Genomic DNA, 17,578 nt, shown 5'->3' on the forward strand with positions numbered 1-17,578 from the left:
GTAGCACATATCAGAGATTAAGGCCAATTTCTTAAAAACAGATGAAAATGAACACTTGTTGGCATGTTTTGCAAATTAATAGAGTTTGTTTCCAATAACTTGTAAAATAGAGATAGCAAAATGAAGGAGGAATGAGCATGAATTTATCAAGTACAATTCAATTGGCCAATGGGGTTGCCATGCCGAGATTAGGTCTCGGGGTCTGGAAAGCAGAAGAAGGAAAAGAAGCCGCGCAGGCAGTCCAGTGGGCGATTGAAACCGGCTATCAGCTGATTGATACAGCTGCTGTTTATAAGAATGAAAAAAGTGTTGGTGAAGGCATCCGTGCTGCTGGTGTTCCTCGTGAGGAACTCTTTATTACCACTAAAGTCTGGAATGATGAACAAGGGTACGACAGCACATTAGCGGCGATGGACGCCAGTCTGGCAAGACTTGGACTGGATTATGTCGACTTGTATCTGATTCACTGGCCGGTTGCCGGAAAGTACAAGGAAACGTGGCGTGCCATGGAAAAAATTTACAAAGACGGCAAAGCTAAAGCCATCGGTGTCAGTAATTTCCATGCCCACCATCTGGAAGATATTATGGCGGACGCCGAAATCATGCCGATGGTCAACCAAGTGGAGCTGCACCCGCACTTGACGCAAGAACCGCTGCGGGAATTTTGCGCAAAACACAACATAGTAGTGGAAGCTTGGTCGCCGTTGGGACAAGGTCAGCTGTTGACAAATGATGTATTGACAACGATTGGCAATAAGTACGGCAAAACAGCTGCTCAAGTTATTTTGCGCTGGGATGTCCAGCACAACATTGTCACGATACCTAAATCAGTCAACCAAGGGAGAATCAAGGAGAACGCCTCGATTTTTGATTTTGAATTGACCGAAGAAGAAATGCAGCTAATAGATGGACTGAACCAGAACGCCCGCTTCGGCTCTGACCCGGATAATTTTGATTTTTAATTAAAAGACCAGTACCGTTAATTAACAGCGGTACTGGTTTTCTTTAAAATAAGTTGCGGAACTGCTGGATTGTCTGCTGCCGGTTTTGACTCCTGCTAATTGCTGATATAACTGCAATACCGCTGACACCAGCAGCTACCACCGCTGAACTGTTGGCAGGGGTCAGCCCGCCGATAGCGACCTTTGGGAAGTCGGGATAAGCCGTAGCGGCTTGATGTAACAAGCGGATTCCTACCGGCTGCTCTGCATCAGCTTTCGACTGTGTGGCATAAACCGGCCCGATTCCGACGTAATCAGCACCGGCTTTTATCGCCGTGGTCAGCTGTTGGAGGGAATGGGTAGACACACCTAAAATCATTTTATCGCCGATTTTTTTTCTGATAGTTGCGGCATCACCGTCTTTTTGTCCGATGTGCAGCCCGTCAGCTTGCAAAGCGACAGCCAAATCAACATCGTCATTGACAATGAACGGCACATGATAGCGCCGGCAAAGCTCTTGGCAATTCTTCGCAAAAGCGGCATATGCCTTGCCTTGCAGGGATTTTTTACCTTTTTCACGGAACTGAAAACAAGTAATCCCGCAGCGCAATGCTTCTTCAAGAACAACTAGCGGGTCTTCGTCCCCCACGTCAGCTGTGCCCATAATAAAGTAAATGTTTAACTTATCTGATATCATTAATTGCCACCTCGCAGTTGCCCTTGTTTATGTGATAAGCAAAGTGATTGGTTGGACCGTGCCCGCTGCCTAAATTAATGGGCTGGGAAATAGCCAGATGAATAAATTTTTTGGCTTCGATAATTGCATCCCGCAAGTGATAGCCTTGCGCTAAAAAGGCTGTACAGGCAGCTGAAAAGGTACAGCCCGTACCATGTGTGTGCCGTGTCTCAATTCTCGGTGTACTGACAGTGAAGACTGTGTCAGCGGTAAAGATGTAATCCGTTGCTTGTTTGTCTGACAGATGCCCGCCTTTGATGACGACCGCCTCAGCTCCGGCGGCAAGAATCCGTTTGGCAGCAGCCGAAATGTCGTCTTGTGTTTCAATCACCAAACCGCTCAGTGTTTCCGCCTCTGGGATATTCGGTGTGACTAGCGTGGCTAAAGGCAGCAACTCGGTAATCAGGGCAGAAACGGCACTTTGCTGCAACAAACTGGTCCGGTCCTTTGCAATCATAACAGGATCAACTACAAGAAAGGATGCGTGTTTTTTCAAGCTGTCAGCCACGGCTTGAATAATTTCAGCAGAGAATAACATTCCGGTTTTAACAGCTTTGACAGGAAAGTCAGCCATAACGCAGTCAATCTGCTGCGTCACAAATTCCGGTGCTGCCGGCAGCACCCCGTGTACGCCCCTTGTGTTTTGGGCCGTCAGTGCAGTAATAGCACTGGTCCCGAAAACACCTAGTTCTTGAAACGTTTTTAAATCCGCCTGAATACCAGCACCGCCCCCGCTGTCGGAACCGGCAATCGTCAAAACAGTCTCCATTAGCACATTCCTCCTGACATTATTTCAAGCTGGTTCAACACGTCTATCTGTACATCTCCCAAATTTTTCCCACCTGCTATAGCGCGTTCAATGACTCGTTTGTAATCGGTCAAAGTTCCGGCTAATAAGTCAAAAGGCGTGCCGTCAATTGTTAAAGCGGCTGTGCATAAACTGCTCAGCAAACAGCCGATTGCGGTGACAGATTCAATGCGTTTGCTGCCGCCGACAATCCATTTGTGAGCAGTACCATCTGTCAAGTAGTCCGCCTCTCCGGTCACGACCACCAGACAATGACAGGCAGTTGCCAAAGCATCTGCCACTGTAGCGATATCCATCGTTCCGCTGCCGGCATCAACGCCGCGGCTTTCCCACTGCACATCAGCCAGTGCGGCCAGTTCTCCGGCATTGCAGCGGATACAGGACAATCGCATAGCGGTCAAAACATTTTGCGCAGTCTGACGGCGGTATTCAGATGCACCAGCACCGACCGGGTCAAACAAAACGGGAATGCCAAGCTCGTTTGCTTTTTTTCCTGAACGCATAAACGCATCAATGCTGGATTGAGACAATGTGCCGAGGTTAATTAACAGTCCGTCGGAGATGGCGGTGATGTCTGCCGCTTCTTCCGGGGCATCAGCCATGATAGGCGAAGCTCCGACAGCCAGCAACCCGTTGGCTGAATAGTTGGCCGCGACATAATTAGTAATATTGTGAATCAAAGGTGCCCGCTTGCGAATCAGTTGTAAACTCATGAAATAATCTCCTTTTTCCAGATGAAAATTCTTAAAAATGCCTACACTGGAAACAAAAATTCCCCAAATACAACTAGTATAAGGGGAATTAGTCAGTATTGCTCCCTACGCCAGTCTTAACTGAACAGGTTCAAATGGTCAGGTTTTACCTTCTCAACACCGAAGTGTCCCCACGCAAACAAGATTAAGTTACCAAAAGGCTAACATATTTTTTTGTAAAAAACAATTGGTTTAGCGCGGAAAAGTGTTTAAAAATTGTTTTTAACCCGTCGGTAAAAAGTCTGTTAATTTCCAAGTTTTTTCATAGTATATTTACCGAAACATAACGTATAATGATAACAACATGTTAATCAGGATACAGACATTTGAAGCATTGACGCATTTGGGTGAAAACAAAAAAGGAGACCGCTTATGGAAAAAGCAGCATATAGTATACGCAAGGGCAAACCGTTTGCTGTAGGCGTCGCTGTAGGGGAAGCTTTAAAAGCTCAGAGACTGAAAAAAACCTCTTATCTCGAAAAACTTGAACAGCCGATAGACCAACAGACACTTGACGCAACGCTTCATTTGTTTAACCGGTACTGCCGTCATATATTGGAAGAAGTAAAGGGATTTAGTGACTGCTTTGATATTGACTGGCAAAAAAGTTTTTTTCTCTATTATAGTTTTCTACAGCCCGGGTGCAGTCAACTGGCGATAAGAAAGTCAGCCGACTATCAGGGACCTTCAGCTCTTATCCGCAATTACGATTTTGACTTAGGCACCGAAGATTTTGCTGTTGTCAATTACCAGATTGAGAGCCGATACCGGTTTGTTGGCACAAGTATGATGACGTTCGGTGTCGACAGCGGCATCAATGAGCATGGGCTGGCTGTCAGCATGTCCGCTTGCGGACCGCCTGTCGGTGTATTTAAAAAAGCGCAAACGACAGGACTGCGTTTTTGGATTGCCATCCGCCTCCTTCTTGAAACATGCCAAACCGCTGAAGAAGCACGCAACATGTTGGATGCGTTGCCGCTGGGGGATAATGTCAGCTACGTTTGTCTTGACCGCAGCGATAATATGTTATTGTATCAAACAATTGACGGTATTAGAGATGCCCGGATTATCACCAAGCAGGAAAACGAATATTCACTGCACGTGACCAACCATCCTGTGCTGACGAAAACGATTCAAACTTTTCCATTTGCAGCCCATAACTCGTTAGTCAGGTATCATTTGCTGACCGACTATCTTTCAGCTCCTAAAGCAAAGAATTTAACCGAAATCAAGACCATATATACAACCCCTTATCCGCAAGGACTCTACTGCACGTTTTACGCTGATTACTTTGGTACAACAAAGACAGTCATACTATATCCTGATGAATGCAAACTGGAAATATGCTGGTGTGGTTACGAAAAAAACGGTTGGCGGACGTATGCAGCAGATGCTGCCGACTTGGAAGAGTCATACAATGTAGAATACGAGGAGGGGAAAACACCGGAAAGCATGTTTCGTTTGGAAGAACTGGAATAGATTGATATAGTGAAAGCGGATTATATTTAACTAAGATTTGTGATTTTTAAGTTTGACTAAACTAACCGAATAGTGATAAAAAGGGTTTTAAGCTGTTTATCTTGTTATTGAACTATGCTAAAATTAACTATATATTAAATAACGAGTAAAGGAGTTGGGTCCATGAAGTATGTTGCACATATTAGAAAAAAGGACGGGGAACCCCAACTAGTGAAAGACCATTTGCTTGAAGTTAAAGCGCTTTCCGAGGAGGCCGGAGCTAAAATAGGTGTCAAGTATCTGGCTGGATTGGCTGGTGTTTTACATGATGTAGGCAAATATAGTGATGAGTTTCAAGACTATCTTAGAGAAGCGGTCAGCAATCCGGACAAACCGCCAAAACGTGGCTCAGTGGACCACTCAACAGCTGGCGGAAGAGTTCTGCTTGAGGTTCTCAATCAATCGGTTGTGCAAAAAATGATTGCTGAAATGGTCGGCAATGTCATCATCTCCCATCATGGCGGATTGAATGATTATATAACGCCTGTCAGCTTAGAAACACCCTATTATCGACGTGTTTATGAAAAAGAACTGCAAGAATTTGAAAGACTAAAACAAAGATTTTTTGATGAGGTGATTTCAAGAGAAGAACTGCGGGATTACTGTGCAAAGGCTGAAGCAGAACTGGCAGCATTTATTAACAAAAGTAAAGAGCAGCGGTCGGATGCCGCAAGCATTCCGCGGGATATTGACTTGCTTACCAAATTTCTTTTTAGCTGCTTGATTGATGCTGACCGTACTAATACCCGGCTATTTGAAGAAAATACTGAGAAGCAAGCATGGCATTCCGCCCAATTTTTTTCAGAATCTTTGAATAAGCTGAATTATCATTTGTCCAAATTTGAACAAGGTGCAGCCAGTCAGCAGCCGATAAATATCTTACGGCGGCAAATGTCGCAACAAGCGCTTGAATTTGCTTCCAGGTCATCGGGAATTTATCAGTTGTCAATTCCAACTGGCGGAGGGAAAACGTTGGCGAGCCTGCGTTACGCATTGAAGCATGCTGAAACGTATCAAAAAGAACGGATTATTTATGTCGTTCCTTTCACCACCATAATTGAACAAAATGCACAAGTGATTCGCGAAATTGTTGGAGATGAGTACTTGCTGGAGCATCATTCCAATGTAATTGAGGACGATTTTACAGCAGCGGAATATGAAGCCGGTTTTCAAGAAGATCGATTCGATTTAAAGTTGGCAAAAGATAACTGGGATGCACCGATTATTTTGACCACGATGGTGCAATACCTCAATGTATTTTATAGCAGAGGTACGCGTAATGTCAGACGGCTGCATAATTTGGTGAATGCGACAGTTATTTTTGATGAAGTCCAGGCAGTCCCGATTAAATGCTTATCACTGTTTAACGAGTCTGTCAACTTCTTAAAAAATTATGGGCAAACGAGTTTGTTGCTTTGTACAGCTACTCAGCCAGCCCTGGATTATGTCAGCCATGGTCTTGAATTGCCTAAAGAACCTGAAATCATACAGAACCTACCGCAAGTCGTTGAAGCTTTTAAGCGTGTTGAAATTGTCGATAAAACAAAAAAGGAACCGTGGCATCTAGACGATATTGTGACATTTTCACAGCAGTTGATGACGGCGGCAAATAGCTTGCTGATAGTGCTGAATACGAAAAAAGCAGTGAGAGCAGTCTACAAGCAGCTAGTTGCAGAAAATAAGTCTAAAGCAGCGATTTATCATCTTAGCACGAGCATGTGTCCAAAACATCGCAAGCAGCAGCTGGAAGAGATGATAAAGCTTATGAAAGACAACCAGCGGGTTATCTGTGTCAGCAGTCAATTGATTGAAGCGGGTGTTGATATCAGCTTTAATCATGTGATCCGTTCTTTGGCCGGCTTAGATTCGATTGCTCAGGCGGCTGGGCGTTGTAATCGTCATGGTAGTGAGTCGATAAGAGAAGTCTACGTGATTAATGTCAGCCATGCGCTGGAAAATACCGATAAATTACCGGAAATACAACGAGGAGCGGCGATTACTGGCAAATTGTTGCGAAGCCTTGCGAGTGGTACAGCTGATTTGCTAAGTCCTAACGTCATGATGAGGTATTTTCAAGAGTATTATTCAACATTTCGGACTGATTCAGCCTACTATGTCAAGTGCCTAGAAACCAATCTGTTCGACTTGCTTGGTGCAAATACATTTTTACTAAGTTCTTTAAAGCAGCAAAAAGGATTGGATTATCCGTTATTTTTATCATCAAGTATGAAAACGATTGGTCAGTATTTTAAAGTCATCGATAATCAAACCACGTCAGTGTTTGTTCCTTATAATGAAGAAGCCAGAAATATCATTGGACGGTTGAACGGCGATCCTGAATTATCAGAGTTGACGCAGTTATTAAAACAGGCTCAACAGTACAGTGTCAATTTGTATAATCAGGAAATTGACCAGTTAAGCCAGAAAAGCTTGCTTTTGCCACTTTACCGTGGTCATGGGTATTATCTGGCAGATAGCGCCTATGATAAAACATACGGTGTAAATCTTGAAGGCAGCAGTCAGATGGGAACACTTATTTTTGAGTAAAAATAACCAACCAATCAGAACGAGTGATTGGTTGGTTATTTCTAGAACTATATTATTCATATACACATTTCAATCCACTCTTCATTTATCATGAAGAGACTAGTATGAATTTTAACACAACAAGCATTATTTTATATTTTACATTTACACGAAGATATATAATGAATGTTTGGAAATGACTATGTTTATTTTTTCGAGATTGGATGGTGAAGAGAACGGGGTAAAAACATTTGAACAAGGTAAAGAAAGTTTTTTTGAGCTCAGCTTATTGTCTCAAGGAAGAAAGAGATCTGGCAGCGTTAGCTATCGTTAAGAAAGGACACCTACCTGTCAACCTTGAGTGGATAGTATCAGAGGATATCAAAATTTCTCGAGTTATCGAAAGGAAATTGAAAAAAGTGGACATCGGACTGTTTATTATTGGTTCGAGATATGGAGATATTGATAAGGAAACAGGACCAATCTGGTGATCATCAACATTTTGATTTAAAAGGATATATTTTTAAAGAAAAATTCTTGAAAGGAGGAAGGTTTGTTAATATAGTATCATCACTTGCGCAACTTGAATGTGTTGTATGCCGGTCTTTAGAGTGATTTTAAAACCACTATAATGTTGTAAAAAAATAATCCAAAAGAAAATAAATTTTAGTCATGAGAATAGTTGTGGAGAGTGGCACAATTAGTCATTCTCCACAATTAATGGAAAATATTTTCTTGGATAAATTAAGTGTAAAGGAGGAAAAAATTTGACTAAGATCAGAAATCAAATCAGTTTCGAATTGACTGGGGATTATGCGCTATTCACTGATCCGATTACACGGATGGGAGGGGAGAAGAACAGTTATCAAATACCGACATACCAAGCGCTGAAGGGTATAGTAGAGTCAATTTACTGGAAGCCCAGTATTTTGATGGTAGTCGACGAATTGCGGGTCATGAAGCCGATTCAAATGGAGTCTAAAGGGATTCGTCCGATGGATTATACGGATAATTCAAAGCCAAATTTGGCAATTTATAGTTATTTAAGAGATGTAAAGTATCAGGTGAAGGCTCATTTCATTTTCAATCCTTACCGACCTGACTTGAAGCAGGATCATAATGAGCACAAGCACTATGAAATTTTGAAACGTTCGTTAAAGGCTGGCGGACGGCGGGATATTTTTCTGGGTACTCGTGAGTGCCAAGGGTACGTGGAACCGTGTGAGTTTGGCTCAGGAGAAGGATTTTATGATGATTATACCGGCGAGTTACATTTTGGGACTATGTTTCACAGCTTTGGGTACCCTAGTGAAACAGGCGAAGATGAGCTGAAAGCAAGGTTGTGGCAGCCGGTAATGAAAGAAGGGTATGTATCTTTTATTGCTCCTGAAGTATGCCCGATTGAAAAACCATTGAAAAAAATGACAGCAAAAGAATTTTCTCCGGCATCATTTGAGTCTGTTGATGAACTGTATCGCAAAGAAATTGAAAGAGGGTGAGTCAATGGGATGGATGCTTGATTTATACGAAACATATGAAGAAAATAAGGGACAAGTTGGCAAAATCGGTAAAAATAGATTTGGAACAGAGTATGCCCTGCTGCCCGTCAGTCATGTTTATCAGACGGCTCAAGTTGAGGTGAATTTGGATTTTGAGGGAAATTTTGTTTCAGCAGAAGTCATTCCTAAAGAACAGGGCAATACGATTATTCCTTGTACAATCGACTCCTCAACACGTTCCAGCGGGCCTGTTCCGCATCCCCTGCATGATAAGCTGATGTATGTTGCGGGAGATTTTGTGGAATATGGAGGTACTGTAAAAAAGGGAGGAGATCCTTATCACGACTATTTGTCCCAGTTAAAAGAGTGGTGCGACTTTGATAAGGAAAATCGAACACTGGCAGCTATTTATAAATATTTGAAACAGGGACATTTAATCAAGGATCTGGTAGCGCAAGGTGTTTTACATGAGGACGGCGGCAAGCTGATTCCGAAATGGACAAAAGAATATCAAAACCAAGGGAAAGAAAAGCCTGAAATATTCAAAGTCTTGGCCGGTGACCAGCTAAGTGCGTTTGTACGCTTTACCATCTTTGATTCAGAGCGTTATACGCAGAAAGTATGGGAAAATCCAGAGATGTTCCAATCCTTTATTGATTTTTATCAAACCAAAATCGAAAAATCTGATTTATGTTATGTGACAGGCATAGATGAGCCGGTGACAGATAAGCATGCGTCCAAAATCCGTTACGGCGGAGATATGGCAAAGCTGATATCAGGTAACGACAACTCGGGTTTTACGTTTAGAGGCCGCTTTTCCTCGAAAGACCAAGTAGCAACTATCGGGTATGATGCTTCACAAAAGTCACATAATGCGTTGAAATGGCTGATAGCCAAGCAGGGACAAACAATTGATGGACGAGTTTTTTTAACTTGGGGTAAGAAATCTGTGGACATGGTTGATGCGATGGACTCATTTCTGGAATACTTTGCGATAGAGCCAGTGACTCAAAAAGAGCTTACGGATAATACGCACAGCTCCTTCGCCAAACAATTTAGACAGGCTATCAGCGGCTATCAACACAATTTAGATACGGAAGAGCGGGTGTCTATTTTGGTTTTAGATGCGGCGACTCCTGGGAGAATGTCGGTGGTTTATTACCAGAATTTTGAAGCTGATTTATACTTGGAGAGAATTAAAAATTGGCATGAATCATGTAGCTGGCGTCATGCGTACCGACGTAATGAGAGCAAAGAAATGACTTTTTACTACGGTGCACCAACCAACCGCGAGATCGCGAAAGCTGCTTATGGCTCACAGGCTAGTGATCAGATTATTAAAAACACAATGTCGCGTCTCTTGCCGTCAATTGTTGAAGGACGGCCTGTTCCGCGAGATATTGTTCAACTGCTTATCAATCGTTCGTCTAGGCCGCAAGGGATGGAAGAATGGGAATGGGAGCGCACCTTGACTATCACCTGCAGTATGGTAAAAAAATATGTTCAACAAAGAAATGAAGGGGTAATAAATATTACGTTGAACAAGAAAAGTACAGATCGAAGTTATTTATTTGGCAGGATGCTAGCTGTAGCGGATGTGTTGGAAAGAGATGCTTTAGCTAGTCAAAATGAACAGCGGACAACTAATGCAAAACGTTACATGACAGCATTTAGCCAACACCCGATGAGCACATGGCAGATTATTCAAGAAAAACTGCTCCCTTATCAAGAGAAATTAAGTTTCAAGAATATCAGATATGATAAATTATTAGACGAGATCTCCAAGCAATTTGATGAAGCTGATTTGAATGACAACTCATTAAATGGTAAATATCTAGTCGGTTATTATAGTCAGCGTCAAGATATGTACACAAAAGCTAAAGATATGGAAAAAGAAACCGCTCAGCAACAAAATGAAGAAGTAATTGATACAGCGGTCAATAAGGAAAGTACAGATCGAAATTACTTATTTGGCAGGATGCTGGCCGTGGCTGACTTGTTGGAGAGACGTGCTTTGACCAATAATGATGAGCGGCGGATAACAAATGCGAGACGCTACATGACAGCATTCAGCCAGCATCCAATGAGTACATGGAGAATCATTCAAGAAAACGTATTGCCTTATCAGACGAAATTAGGTTCTAATAACATTCGGTATGACAGACTGTTTGATGAGATTGCTGGGCAGTTCGATGAAGCGGACTTTGATGATAAGCCGTTAAACGGCAAATATCTGATTGGTTATTATAATCAACGCTATGATATTTATACAAAGGCCAATAATAAAGGTGAAAAAATTGTTCAACAAAAAAATATGCTAGTGAATCAGGCAAATACAGATCGAAACTACTTATTTGGCAGAATGCTGGCTATAGCTGACGTACTGGAGAAGCGTGTCTTGATCAATCAGGATGAAGAGCGAACAACTAATGCAAGGCGCTACATGACAGCATTTAGCCAACATCCAAAGAGTACCTGGCAAATCATTCGAAAAAGTTTGCGGTCTTATCAGGCCAAACTGGGTGCGGTAAACATGTACTATGAGAAACTATTCAATGAGATTATTGAACGGTTTGGTGAAGATGATTTCAATGACAAGTCATTAAATGGCAAGTACCTGATTGGCTATTACAGTCAGCGTCAGGATCTGTATACAAAAAATAAAAAGACAGAGGAGCAAGACTAATGAGCGTATTAGACCACAAAATCGATTTTAAAGTTATTTTTTCCGTCACTGATGCTAATCCTAATGGGGACCCGTTAAACGGCAATCGGCCAAGGCAAAATTTTGCAGGATTCGGCGAAGTGTCCGATGTATGCTTGAAAAGGAAAATCCGCAATCGGCTGCAGGACTTAGGTCAGTCTGTTTTTGTACAATCCAACGATCGTGCAGATGACGGGTTTAAAAGCTTGAAGGATCGTGCGGACAGTGTCGAGGAATTAAACAAAATTGCTAAGGACAAAGCAAAGGATGCGGATGCGTACGCAAGAGCAGCGGCAAAAACTTGGATTGATGTACGCGCTTTTGGGCAAGTTTTTGCTTTTAAAGGAATTGACTTGTCTGTCGGTGTACGTGGGCCGGTTTCTATCAGGACTGCGACGAGTATCAATCAAATTGATATTAACAGCATGCAGATTACCAAAAGTGTGAACTCTGTAACAGGAGATAAAAAAGGGTCAGATACGATGGGGATGAAGCACTTCGTTGATTTTGGCTTGTATACATTCAGCGGCAGTATCAATGTTCAGTTGGCAGAAAAAACAGGATTCACCGAAGAAGATAGCCAGTTGATCAAAGAAGCATTGATTACGTTGTTTGAAAATGACAGTTCTTCGGCTCGTCCTGACGGTTCGATGGAAGTGAACAAAGTCTATTGGTGGGAGCATTCTTCCAAAATGGGCCAGTATTCATCAGCTAAGGTCCATCGTTCTGTTAAAATAAAAGTGAAAGATGACGTCACAAACCCTAAATCTTTTGAGGATTTTGATATCGTTGTCCAAGAATTGCCAGGATTGGCAGTTGAAGAGATCGATGGCCTATAGTGAGGAAGATTTTCTGATGATTTCCGGCATTCAACATTTTGTTTTTTGCCGGAGACAGTGGGCTTTGATTCATATTGAACAACAGTGGGCAGAAAATGTTTTAACGGTAGAAGGACAAGATTTGCATAAAAAAGCAGATCAGCCATTTATTAGAGAGAAGCGCGGCGATAGGTTAATTGTGCGGGCGATGCCCGTGCAATCCTATACGCTGGGTATTACTGGGATTTGTGATGTTGTTGAGTTTGTGCAAGACCCGAATGGCATCACGCTTCAGCAATCACAAGATACATACCGTGTTTATCCCGTAGAGTATAAACGTGGCAAACCGAAATGGGATGCATCTGATATGATGCAACTACTGGCACAGGCGATGTGTTTGGAAGAAATGCTCATGTGTGAGATTCCAGAAGGTTTTGTTTACTATCATGAGACAAAGCACCGTGAAAAAATCAGCTTTACACAAGAACACCGAACACAGCTCAAAACTGTCTTGGATGAAATGCACCAGTACTATTCAAGACGATATACTCCTAAAGTCAAAACAGGCAAGTTTTGTCTGAATTGTTCGTTAAAAGACGAGTGCTTGCCTGTATTGATGAATAAGCAATCTGTTAAAAGCTATATTGAAGGGGCGCTGAAAAAATGAGGGCATTACTAAATACGCTGTTTATTACAACTCCTAAAGCCTATCTTTCATTGGAGGGAGCCAATGTTTTAGTGAATAAGGATGAGGAAGTTTTGGGAAGAGTGCCTCTTCATAATTTAGAGCAGATTGTCACACTCGGATATGCAGGGGCCAGTCCGGCCTTGATGTACGCCTGTGTGGAACGCAATATTTCAATTGCCTTTTTGTCCACTACGGGAAAATTCCGTGCTCGTGTTGTAGGAGAAAGCAGGGGAAATGTGGTTCTGCGCAAGAAGCAATATCGTTTGTCAGATGATGAGCAGGCCAGCTGTATGATTGCACGCAATTTTATCACGGGTAAAGTGTATAATCAGCGCTGGGTCATAGAGAGAACGACCCGTGACCACGGGCTGCGAATTGATGTCCCAAAATTTAAAGAGGTTAGTTTGGATTTGTTTAGTTGTTTGCAGGGTATTCGTCACATTGAGGATTTAGAAAATTTGCGGGGCTTTGAAGGTCAGGCTGCTTCAAGATATAATCAATTGTTTGATGATATGATTTTGCAGCAAAAAAAAGATTTTTTCTTCTATGGCCGTAATCGGCGCCCACCGTTGGATAATGTCAATGCCATGTTGTCTTTTGCTTATACGTTATTGGCTAATGATATGGCATCTGCACTCGAAGCTGTTGGTTTGGATGCCTATGTTGGTTTTTTGCACAGAGACCGGCCCGGCAGGGTTTCACTGGCTTTAGATATGATTGAAGAGTTGCGGGCGATTTATGCTGACCGTTTTGTCCTAACTTTGATCAATAAGCGAATTGTAAATGGGAAAGGTTTTCTGGCAAAAGAAAATGGGGCTGTCATTATGACAGATGATACCCGGAAAATTTTTATTAATGCTTGGCAGGAAAGGAAACAGCAAAAAATACAACATCCTTTTTTGGGAGAAAAAATCAGTTGGGGATTGGTTCCTTACGTGCAAGCATTATTATTGGCCCGGTATATTCGCGGGGATTTGGACGAATATCCACCATTCTTATGGAAGTAGGTGACAAAAAATGCTGGTCCTGATTACGTATGATGTCGCAACGAGTTCAGCTGGCGGTACTAAAAGATTACGGAGAGTGGCGAAAAAATGTCTTGATCATGGTCAACGGGTTCAACATTCCGTTTTTGAATGTGTCTGTGATGCTGCTACATTAGCACAGTTGAAGATAGATTTAAGAAATATCATTGATGAAGAACAGGACAGTTTGCGTTTTTACATTTTAGGAAAAAACTATCGTCAGAAAATCGAGCATTTTGGTGTTAAAGAATCTTATGATGTAGAAGGAACGTTAATGTTTTAGGTGCGGATATCAAGCGAACACATTTTACCAAGGAGATTCGCACCTAAATAAGAGTTATAATTGTTAATATGCCACCTTTTTCTCAGCAGATTTTAACTTTATTGAAAAAAACAACTGAAAATTTAGACTTATTTGCTGAATTTATGCGATAAGTGTGAGTTTTCGCAGTCTCACTCTGTTTAGAGTGAGTGGATTGAAATCTCCCAGCCATTTTATCACCTCCAAAAAATAACATGTCTCACTCTGTTTAGAGTGAGTGGATTGAAATGACCAAGACAGCAGGACAGACTGTCTCCCTTAAAACGTCTCACTCTGTTTAGAGTGAGTGGATTGAAATCGTTTGGCAAAACAAATATAGAACCTGGGTCAAGTCTCACTCTGTTTAGAGTGAGTGGATTGAAATATTGCTTTAGGGATTGCAGCTAAAGCTGAGTTAGCGTCTCACTCTGTTTAGAGTGAGTGGATTGAAATAGCTCGATTTCTCTTTCCAACTCTTGGATTCGGTCTCACTCTGTTTAGAGTGAGTGGATTGAAATGCGAAAGAGCTGCGGACGAATGTACCAAAGCTAGGTCTCACTCTGTTTAGAGTGAGTGGATTGAAATTTTTGTCAGCAATCTGTTTGTCGGGATTAGTTACGTCTCACTCTGTTTAGAGTGAGTGGATTGAAATGAAAGTGTTAGAGGTGTAGAAACATGGAATTAAAGTCTCACTCTGTTTAGAGTGAGTGGATTGAAATTGTGGCATACATTGTGCCATTCTCGTTGTACTCCCTGTCTCACTCTGTTTAGAGTGAGTGGATTGAAATAGTATAGTTTAACGAATCATTTTTCGAATCTTTGTCTCACTCTGTTTAGAGTGAGTGGATTGAAATAGTTTTCGGAATGAATGGCTGGAAGAACAGGGACTGTCTCACTCTGTTTAGAGTGAGTGGATTGAAATGTATGACCGGCCTTGGATGCACGCTTGTTTTGCCGTCTCACTCTGTTTAGAGTGAGTGGATTGAAATAATCAAATTAATGCTAAAATGTCAACTCTGATTGAGTCTCACTCTGTTTAGAGTGAGTGGATTGAAATAATCAAATTAATGCTAAAATGTCAACTCTGATTGAGTCTCACTCTGTTTAGAGTGAGTGGATTGAAATAAAGATACTAAAGAATATCAGACGTTAGAATTTTTGTCTCACTCTGTTTAGAGTGAGTGGATTGAAATCGTCAAAGCTGTTGGAAAAAAAGCGAGGTATTGGGTCTCACTCTGTTTAGAGTGAGTGGATTGAAATATTGGTCATGCGCTCAATGCGTTGCGATTGATTTCGTCTCACTCTGTTTAGAGTGAGTGGATTGAAATAATTTTTGAGCCAAGAGGCTTTCGCTGTTGTGGGTCTCACTCTGTTTAGAGTGAGTGGATTGAAATTCAAACGCCCAATCAGGAAATCCTTGAAGTCTGTCTCACTCTGTTTAGAGTGAGTGGATTGAAATGCAACCTCGGCCAGTTCCACCGACAAAGCGACAAGTCTCACTCTGTTTAGAGTGAGTGGATTGAAATGGTGACCATCGTAATGCGCATTTTTTTAGTATTCGTCTCACTCTGTTTAGAGTGAGTGGATTGAAATAACTTAGCAGTCAATCGAAATTTTACGAATAAGGTCTCACTCTGTTTAGAGTGAGTGGATTGAAATTACCGTCCGACAGTTGCGACTGTGGAAATTACGGTCTCACTCTGTTTAGAGTGAGTGGATTGAAATTAAGACCCGATTCGTACCGCTGATGACATTTTTGTCTCACTCTGTTTAGAGTGAGTGGATTGAAATTCAAGGCAAACCACTTTGAGTTTGTGTCCGTAGCATGTCTCACTCTGTTTAGAGTGAGTGGATTGAAATAATCCGGGGAGCAAAACGAAAATTTGTCAACACATGTCTCACTCTGTTTAGAGTGAGTGGATTGAAATTTGCCGTCACCGATCGTCAATTGCACGGTCTGAGGGTCTCACTCTGTTTAGAGTGAGTGGATTGAAATGAATCAATAAGATGAGCTTTAAAAACTTCAAAGGCGTCTCACTCTGTTTAGAGTGAGTGGATTGAAATCAAAAAGGGTATGATTGATCCGGCTGATGAACCTGTCTCACTCTGTTTAGAGTGAGTGGATTGAAATATAACCGAATGAAAAGGGGTGATTGCGTGGTAACGTCTCACTCTGTTTAGAGTGAGTGGATTGAAATTATTCAAGTATAACAAAGAAAGCGATTAACGAAAGTCTCACTCTGTTTAGAGTGAGTGGATTGAAATCGCTGATGAAATGTTTATCGTCTATGACAACACCGGTCTCACTCTGTTTAGAGTGAGTGGATTGAAATAGCTGAAGGGGAAACTGATACTGTAGAAGGTACGGGTCTCACTCTGTTTAGAGTGAGTGGATTGAAATTAATGTCTTGCTATCAAATTTTGAAAGGTCAAAGTCTCACTCTGTTTAGAGTGAGTGGATTGAAATTGTTGTTGCGACGTGGGATGACATTGAGCAGACGTCTCACTCTGTTTAGAGTGAGTGGATTGAAATTCTATCCGGCTATTATTCAATACAAAATGAAACACGTCTCACTCTGTTTAGAGTGAGTGGATTGAAATACTCATAAGAGGAAAGGCAGGTGATCCAATATCTCCGTCTCACTCTGTTTAGAGTGAGTGGATTGAAATTGCCAATGTCATCACCTGCCTAAATAATTTTTCTTGTCTCACTCTGTTTAGAGTGAGTGGATTGAAATGAAAAAGAAATGACGCAGTGGTTGAAATTCCTAAAAGTCTCACTCTGTTTAGAGTGAGTGGATTGAAATCTGGGATTGCGTACTTACCCTAGCATAGCCATAAGGTCTCACTCTGTTTAGAGTGAGTGGATTGAAATCTGATAGTCGGTACTCAATCACCTGGCAATCTTCCGTCTGGACAGGCTACACTGGACTAGACAATAAAAATAAGGTGTGTAAACTATAATAAAACACACTGGAGGAATCAACATGTCAGAACGTAGACCGAGACGGACATTTACCAAGGAATTTAAACAGCAAATGGTGGACCTGTATCGTTCAGGTAAGCCACGATCGGAAATCATCCGAGAGTATGATTTGACCGGTTCTTCATTTGATCGTTGGGTCAGACAAGCCGATACTAGCGGCTCATTTAGCGAAAAAGATAATCGTTCGCCCAAAGAGGAAGAGCTGATCAAACTAAGAAAAGAAAATATGAAACTGAAAATGGAAAATGATATTTTAAAGCAAGCGGCGCTGATATT

At 41.8% G+C, this 17,578-nt stretch carries 14 protein-coding genes, 1 CRISPR repeat array and 1 riboswitch; of the genes, 11 read left to right on the forward strand and 3 right to left on the reverse strand.

The genetic code is table 11. The features are described 5' to 3' along the window. Positions 1-137 precede the first annotated feature (137 nt). Positions 138-962 (forward strand): aldo/keto reductase, encoded by an 825-nt coding sequence (locus tag CBF27_RS10715; protein WP_126814301.1) that lies wholly within the window; start codon positions 138-140, stop codon positions 960-962. Between the two features lie 43 nt (positions 963-1,005). Here the strand turns inward: CBF27_RS10715 and thiE are convergent, their stop codons facing one another. Genes thiE through thiM form a run of 3 tightly spaced genes read right to left on the reverse strand, consistent with a single transcriptional unit; the run spans position 1,006 to position 3,198 of the window. After that, positions 1,006-1,638: a thiamine phosphate synthase gene (gene thiE / locus CBF27_RS10720; protein ID WP_126814302.1), complete on the reverse strand. Its 633-nt coding sequence runs from the start codon at positions 1,636-1,638 to the stop codon at positions 1,006-1,008. Next, positions 1,625-2,446: a bifunctional hydroxymethylpyrimidine kinase/phosphomethylpyrimidine kinase gene (thiD, locus tag CBF27_RS10725; RefSeq protein WP_126814303.1), complete on the reverse strand. Its 822-nt coding sequence runs from the start codon at positions 2,444-2,446 to the stop codon at positions 1,625-1,627. The genes thiE and thiD overlap by 14 nt, the downstream gene beginning before the upstream one ends. Next, the gene (gene thiM, locus CBF27_RS10730) at positions 2,446-3,198 is read right to left on the reverse strand and encodes a hydroxyethylthiazole kinase (protein ID WP_126814304.1); all 753 of its coding nucleotides are present in this window, start codon (positions 3,196-3,198) and stop codon (positions 2,446-2,448) included. Before thiM ends, thiD begins: the two co-directional genes overlap by 1 nt. A gap of 85 nt (positions 3,199-3,283) precedes the next feature. After that, a riboswitch (TPP riboswitch) is annotated at positions 3,284-3,382 on the reverse strand. 227 nt (positions 3,383-3,609) lie between these two features. Between thiM and CBF27_RS10735 the strand changes: the two genes are divergently transcribed. The 10 genes from CBF27_RS10735 to CBF27_RS10785 form a co-directional block, all read left to right on the forward strand. Further along, positions 3,610-4,716 (forward strand): C45 family autoproteolytic acyltransferase/hydrolase, encoded by a 1,107-nt coding sequence (locus CBF27_RS10735; protein WP_126814305.1) that lies wholly within the window; start codon positions 3,610-3,612, stop codon positions 4,714-4,716. A 162-nt stretch (positions 4,717-4,878) separates the two neighbouring features. Further along, positions 4,879-7,302: a CRISPR-associated helicase Cas3' gene (cas3, locus tag CBF27_RS10740; RefSeq protein ID WP_126814306.1), complete on the forward strand. Its 2,424-nt coding sequence runs from the start codon at positions 4,879-4,881 to the stop codon at positions 7,300-7,302. A 230-nt stretch (positions 7,303-7,532) separates the two neighbouring features. Further along, entirely contained in the window at positions 7,533-7,772 is a 240-nt protein-coding gene (locus tag CBF27_RS10745) for a DUF4062 domain-containing protein (protein WP_126814307.1), read from the forward strand. 285 nt (positions 7,773-8,057) lie between these two features. Next, positions 8,058-8,780 (forward strand): type I-C CRISPR-associated protein Cas5c, encoded by a 723-nt coding sequence (cas5c, locus tag CBF27_RS10750; RefSeq protein ID WP_126814313.1) that lies wholly within the window; start codon positions 8,058-8,060, stop codon positions 8,778-8,780. A gap of 4 nt (positions 8,781-8,784) precedes the next feature. Next, positions 8,785-11,466, forward strand: coding sequence for a type I-C CRISPR-associated protein Cas8c/Csd1 (cas8c, locus tag CBF27_RS10755; RefSeq protein WP_170175094.1), 2,682 nt, complete (start codon positions 8,785-8,787; stop codon positions 11,464-11,466). Continuing rightward, the gene (cas7c, locus tag CBF27_RS10765; RefSeq protein ID WP_126814308.1) at positions 11,466-12,323 is read left to right on the forward strand and encodes a type I-C CRISPR-associated protein Cas7/Csd2; all 858 of its coding nucleotides are present in this window, start codon (positions 11,466-11,468) and stop codon (positions 12,321-12,323) included. The genes cas8c and cas7c overlap by 1 nt, the downstream gene beginning before the upstream one ends. Next, entirely contained in the window at positions 12,313-12,969 is a 657-nt protein-coding gene (gene cas4, locus CBF27_RS10770) for a CRISPR-associated protein Cas4 (RefSeq protein ID WP_126814315.1), read from the forward strand. The genes cas7c and cas4 overlap by 11 nt, the downstream gene beginning before the upstream one ends. Then, entirely contained in the window at positions 12,966-13,997 is a 1,032-nt protein-coding gene (cas1c, locus tag CBF27_RS10775) for a type I-C CRISPR-associated endonuclease Cas1c (RefSeq protein ID WP_126814309.1), read from the forward strand. Before cas4 ends, cas1c begins: the two co-directional genes overlap by 4 nt. A gap of 10 nt (positions 13,998-14,007) precedes the next feature. After that, complete coding sequence (gene cas2, locus CBF27_RS10780; protein ID WP_126814310.1) at positions 14,008-14,298, forward strand: CRISPR-associated endonuclease Cas2; 291 nt, start codon at positions 14,008-14,010, stop codon at positions 14,296-14,298. A 167-nt stretch (positions 14,299-14,465) separates the two neighbouring features. Beyond that, a CRISPR array of direct repeats spans positions 14,466-17,191; the repeat unit is 33 nt; unit sequence GTCTCACTCTGTTTAGAGTGAGTGGATTGAAAT. A gap of 112 nt (positions 17,192-17,303) precedes the next feature. Next, the coding region (locus CBF27_RS10785) for a transposase (protein ID WP_148112273.1) at positions 17,304-17,578 on the forward strand (275 nt) is incomplete at its 3' end.

The sequence above is a fragment of the Vagococcus acidifermentans genome (genome assembly GCF_003987655.1).
Taxonomy (GTDB): Bacteria; Bacillota; Bacilli; order Lactobacillales; family Vagococcaceae; genus Vagococcus_B; species Vagococcus_B acidifermentans.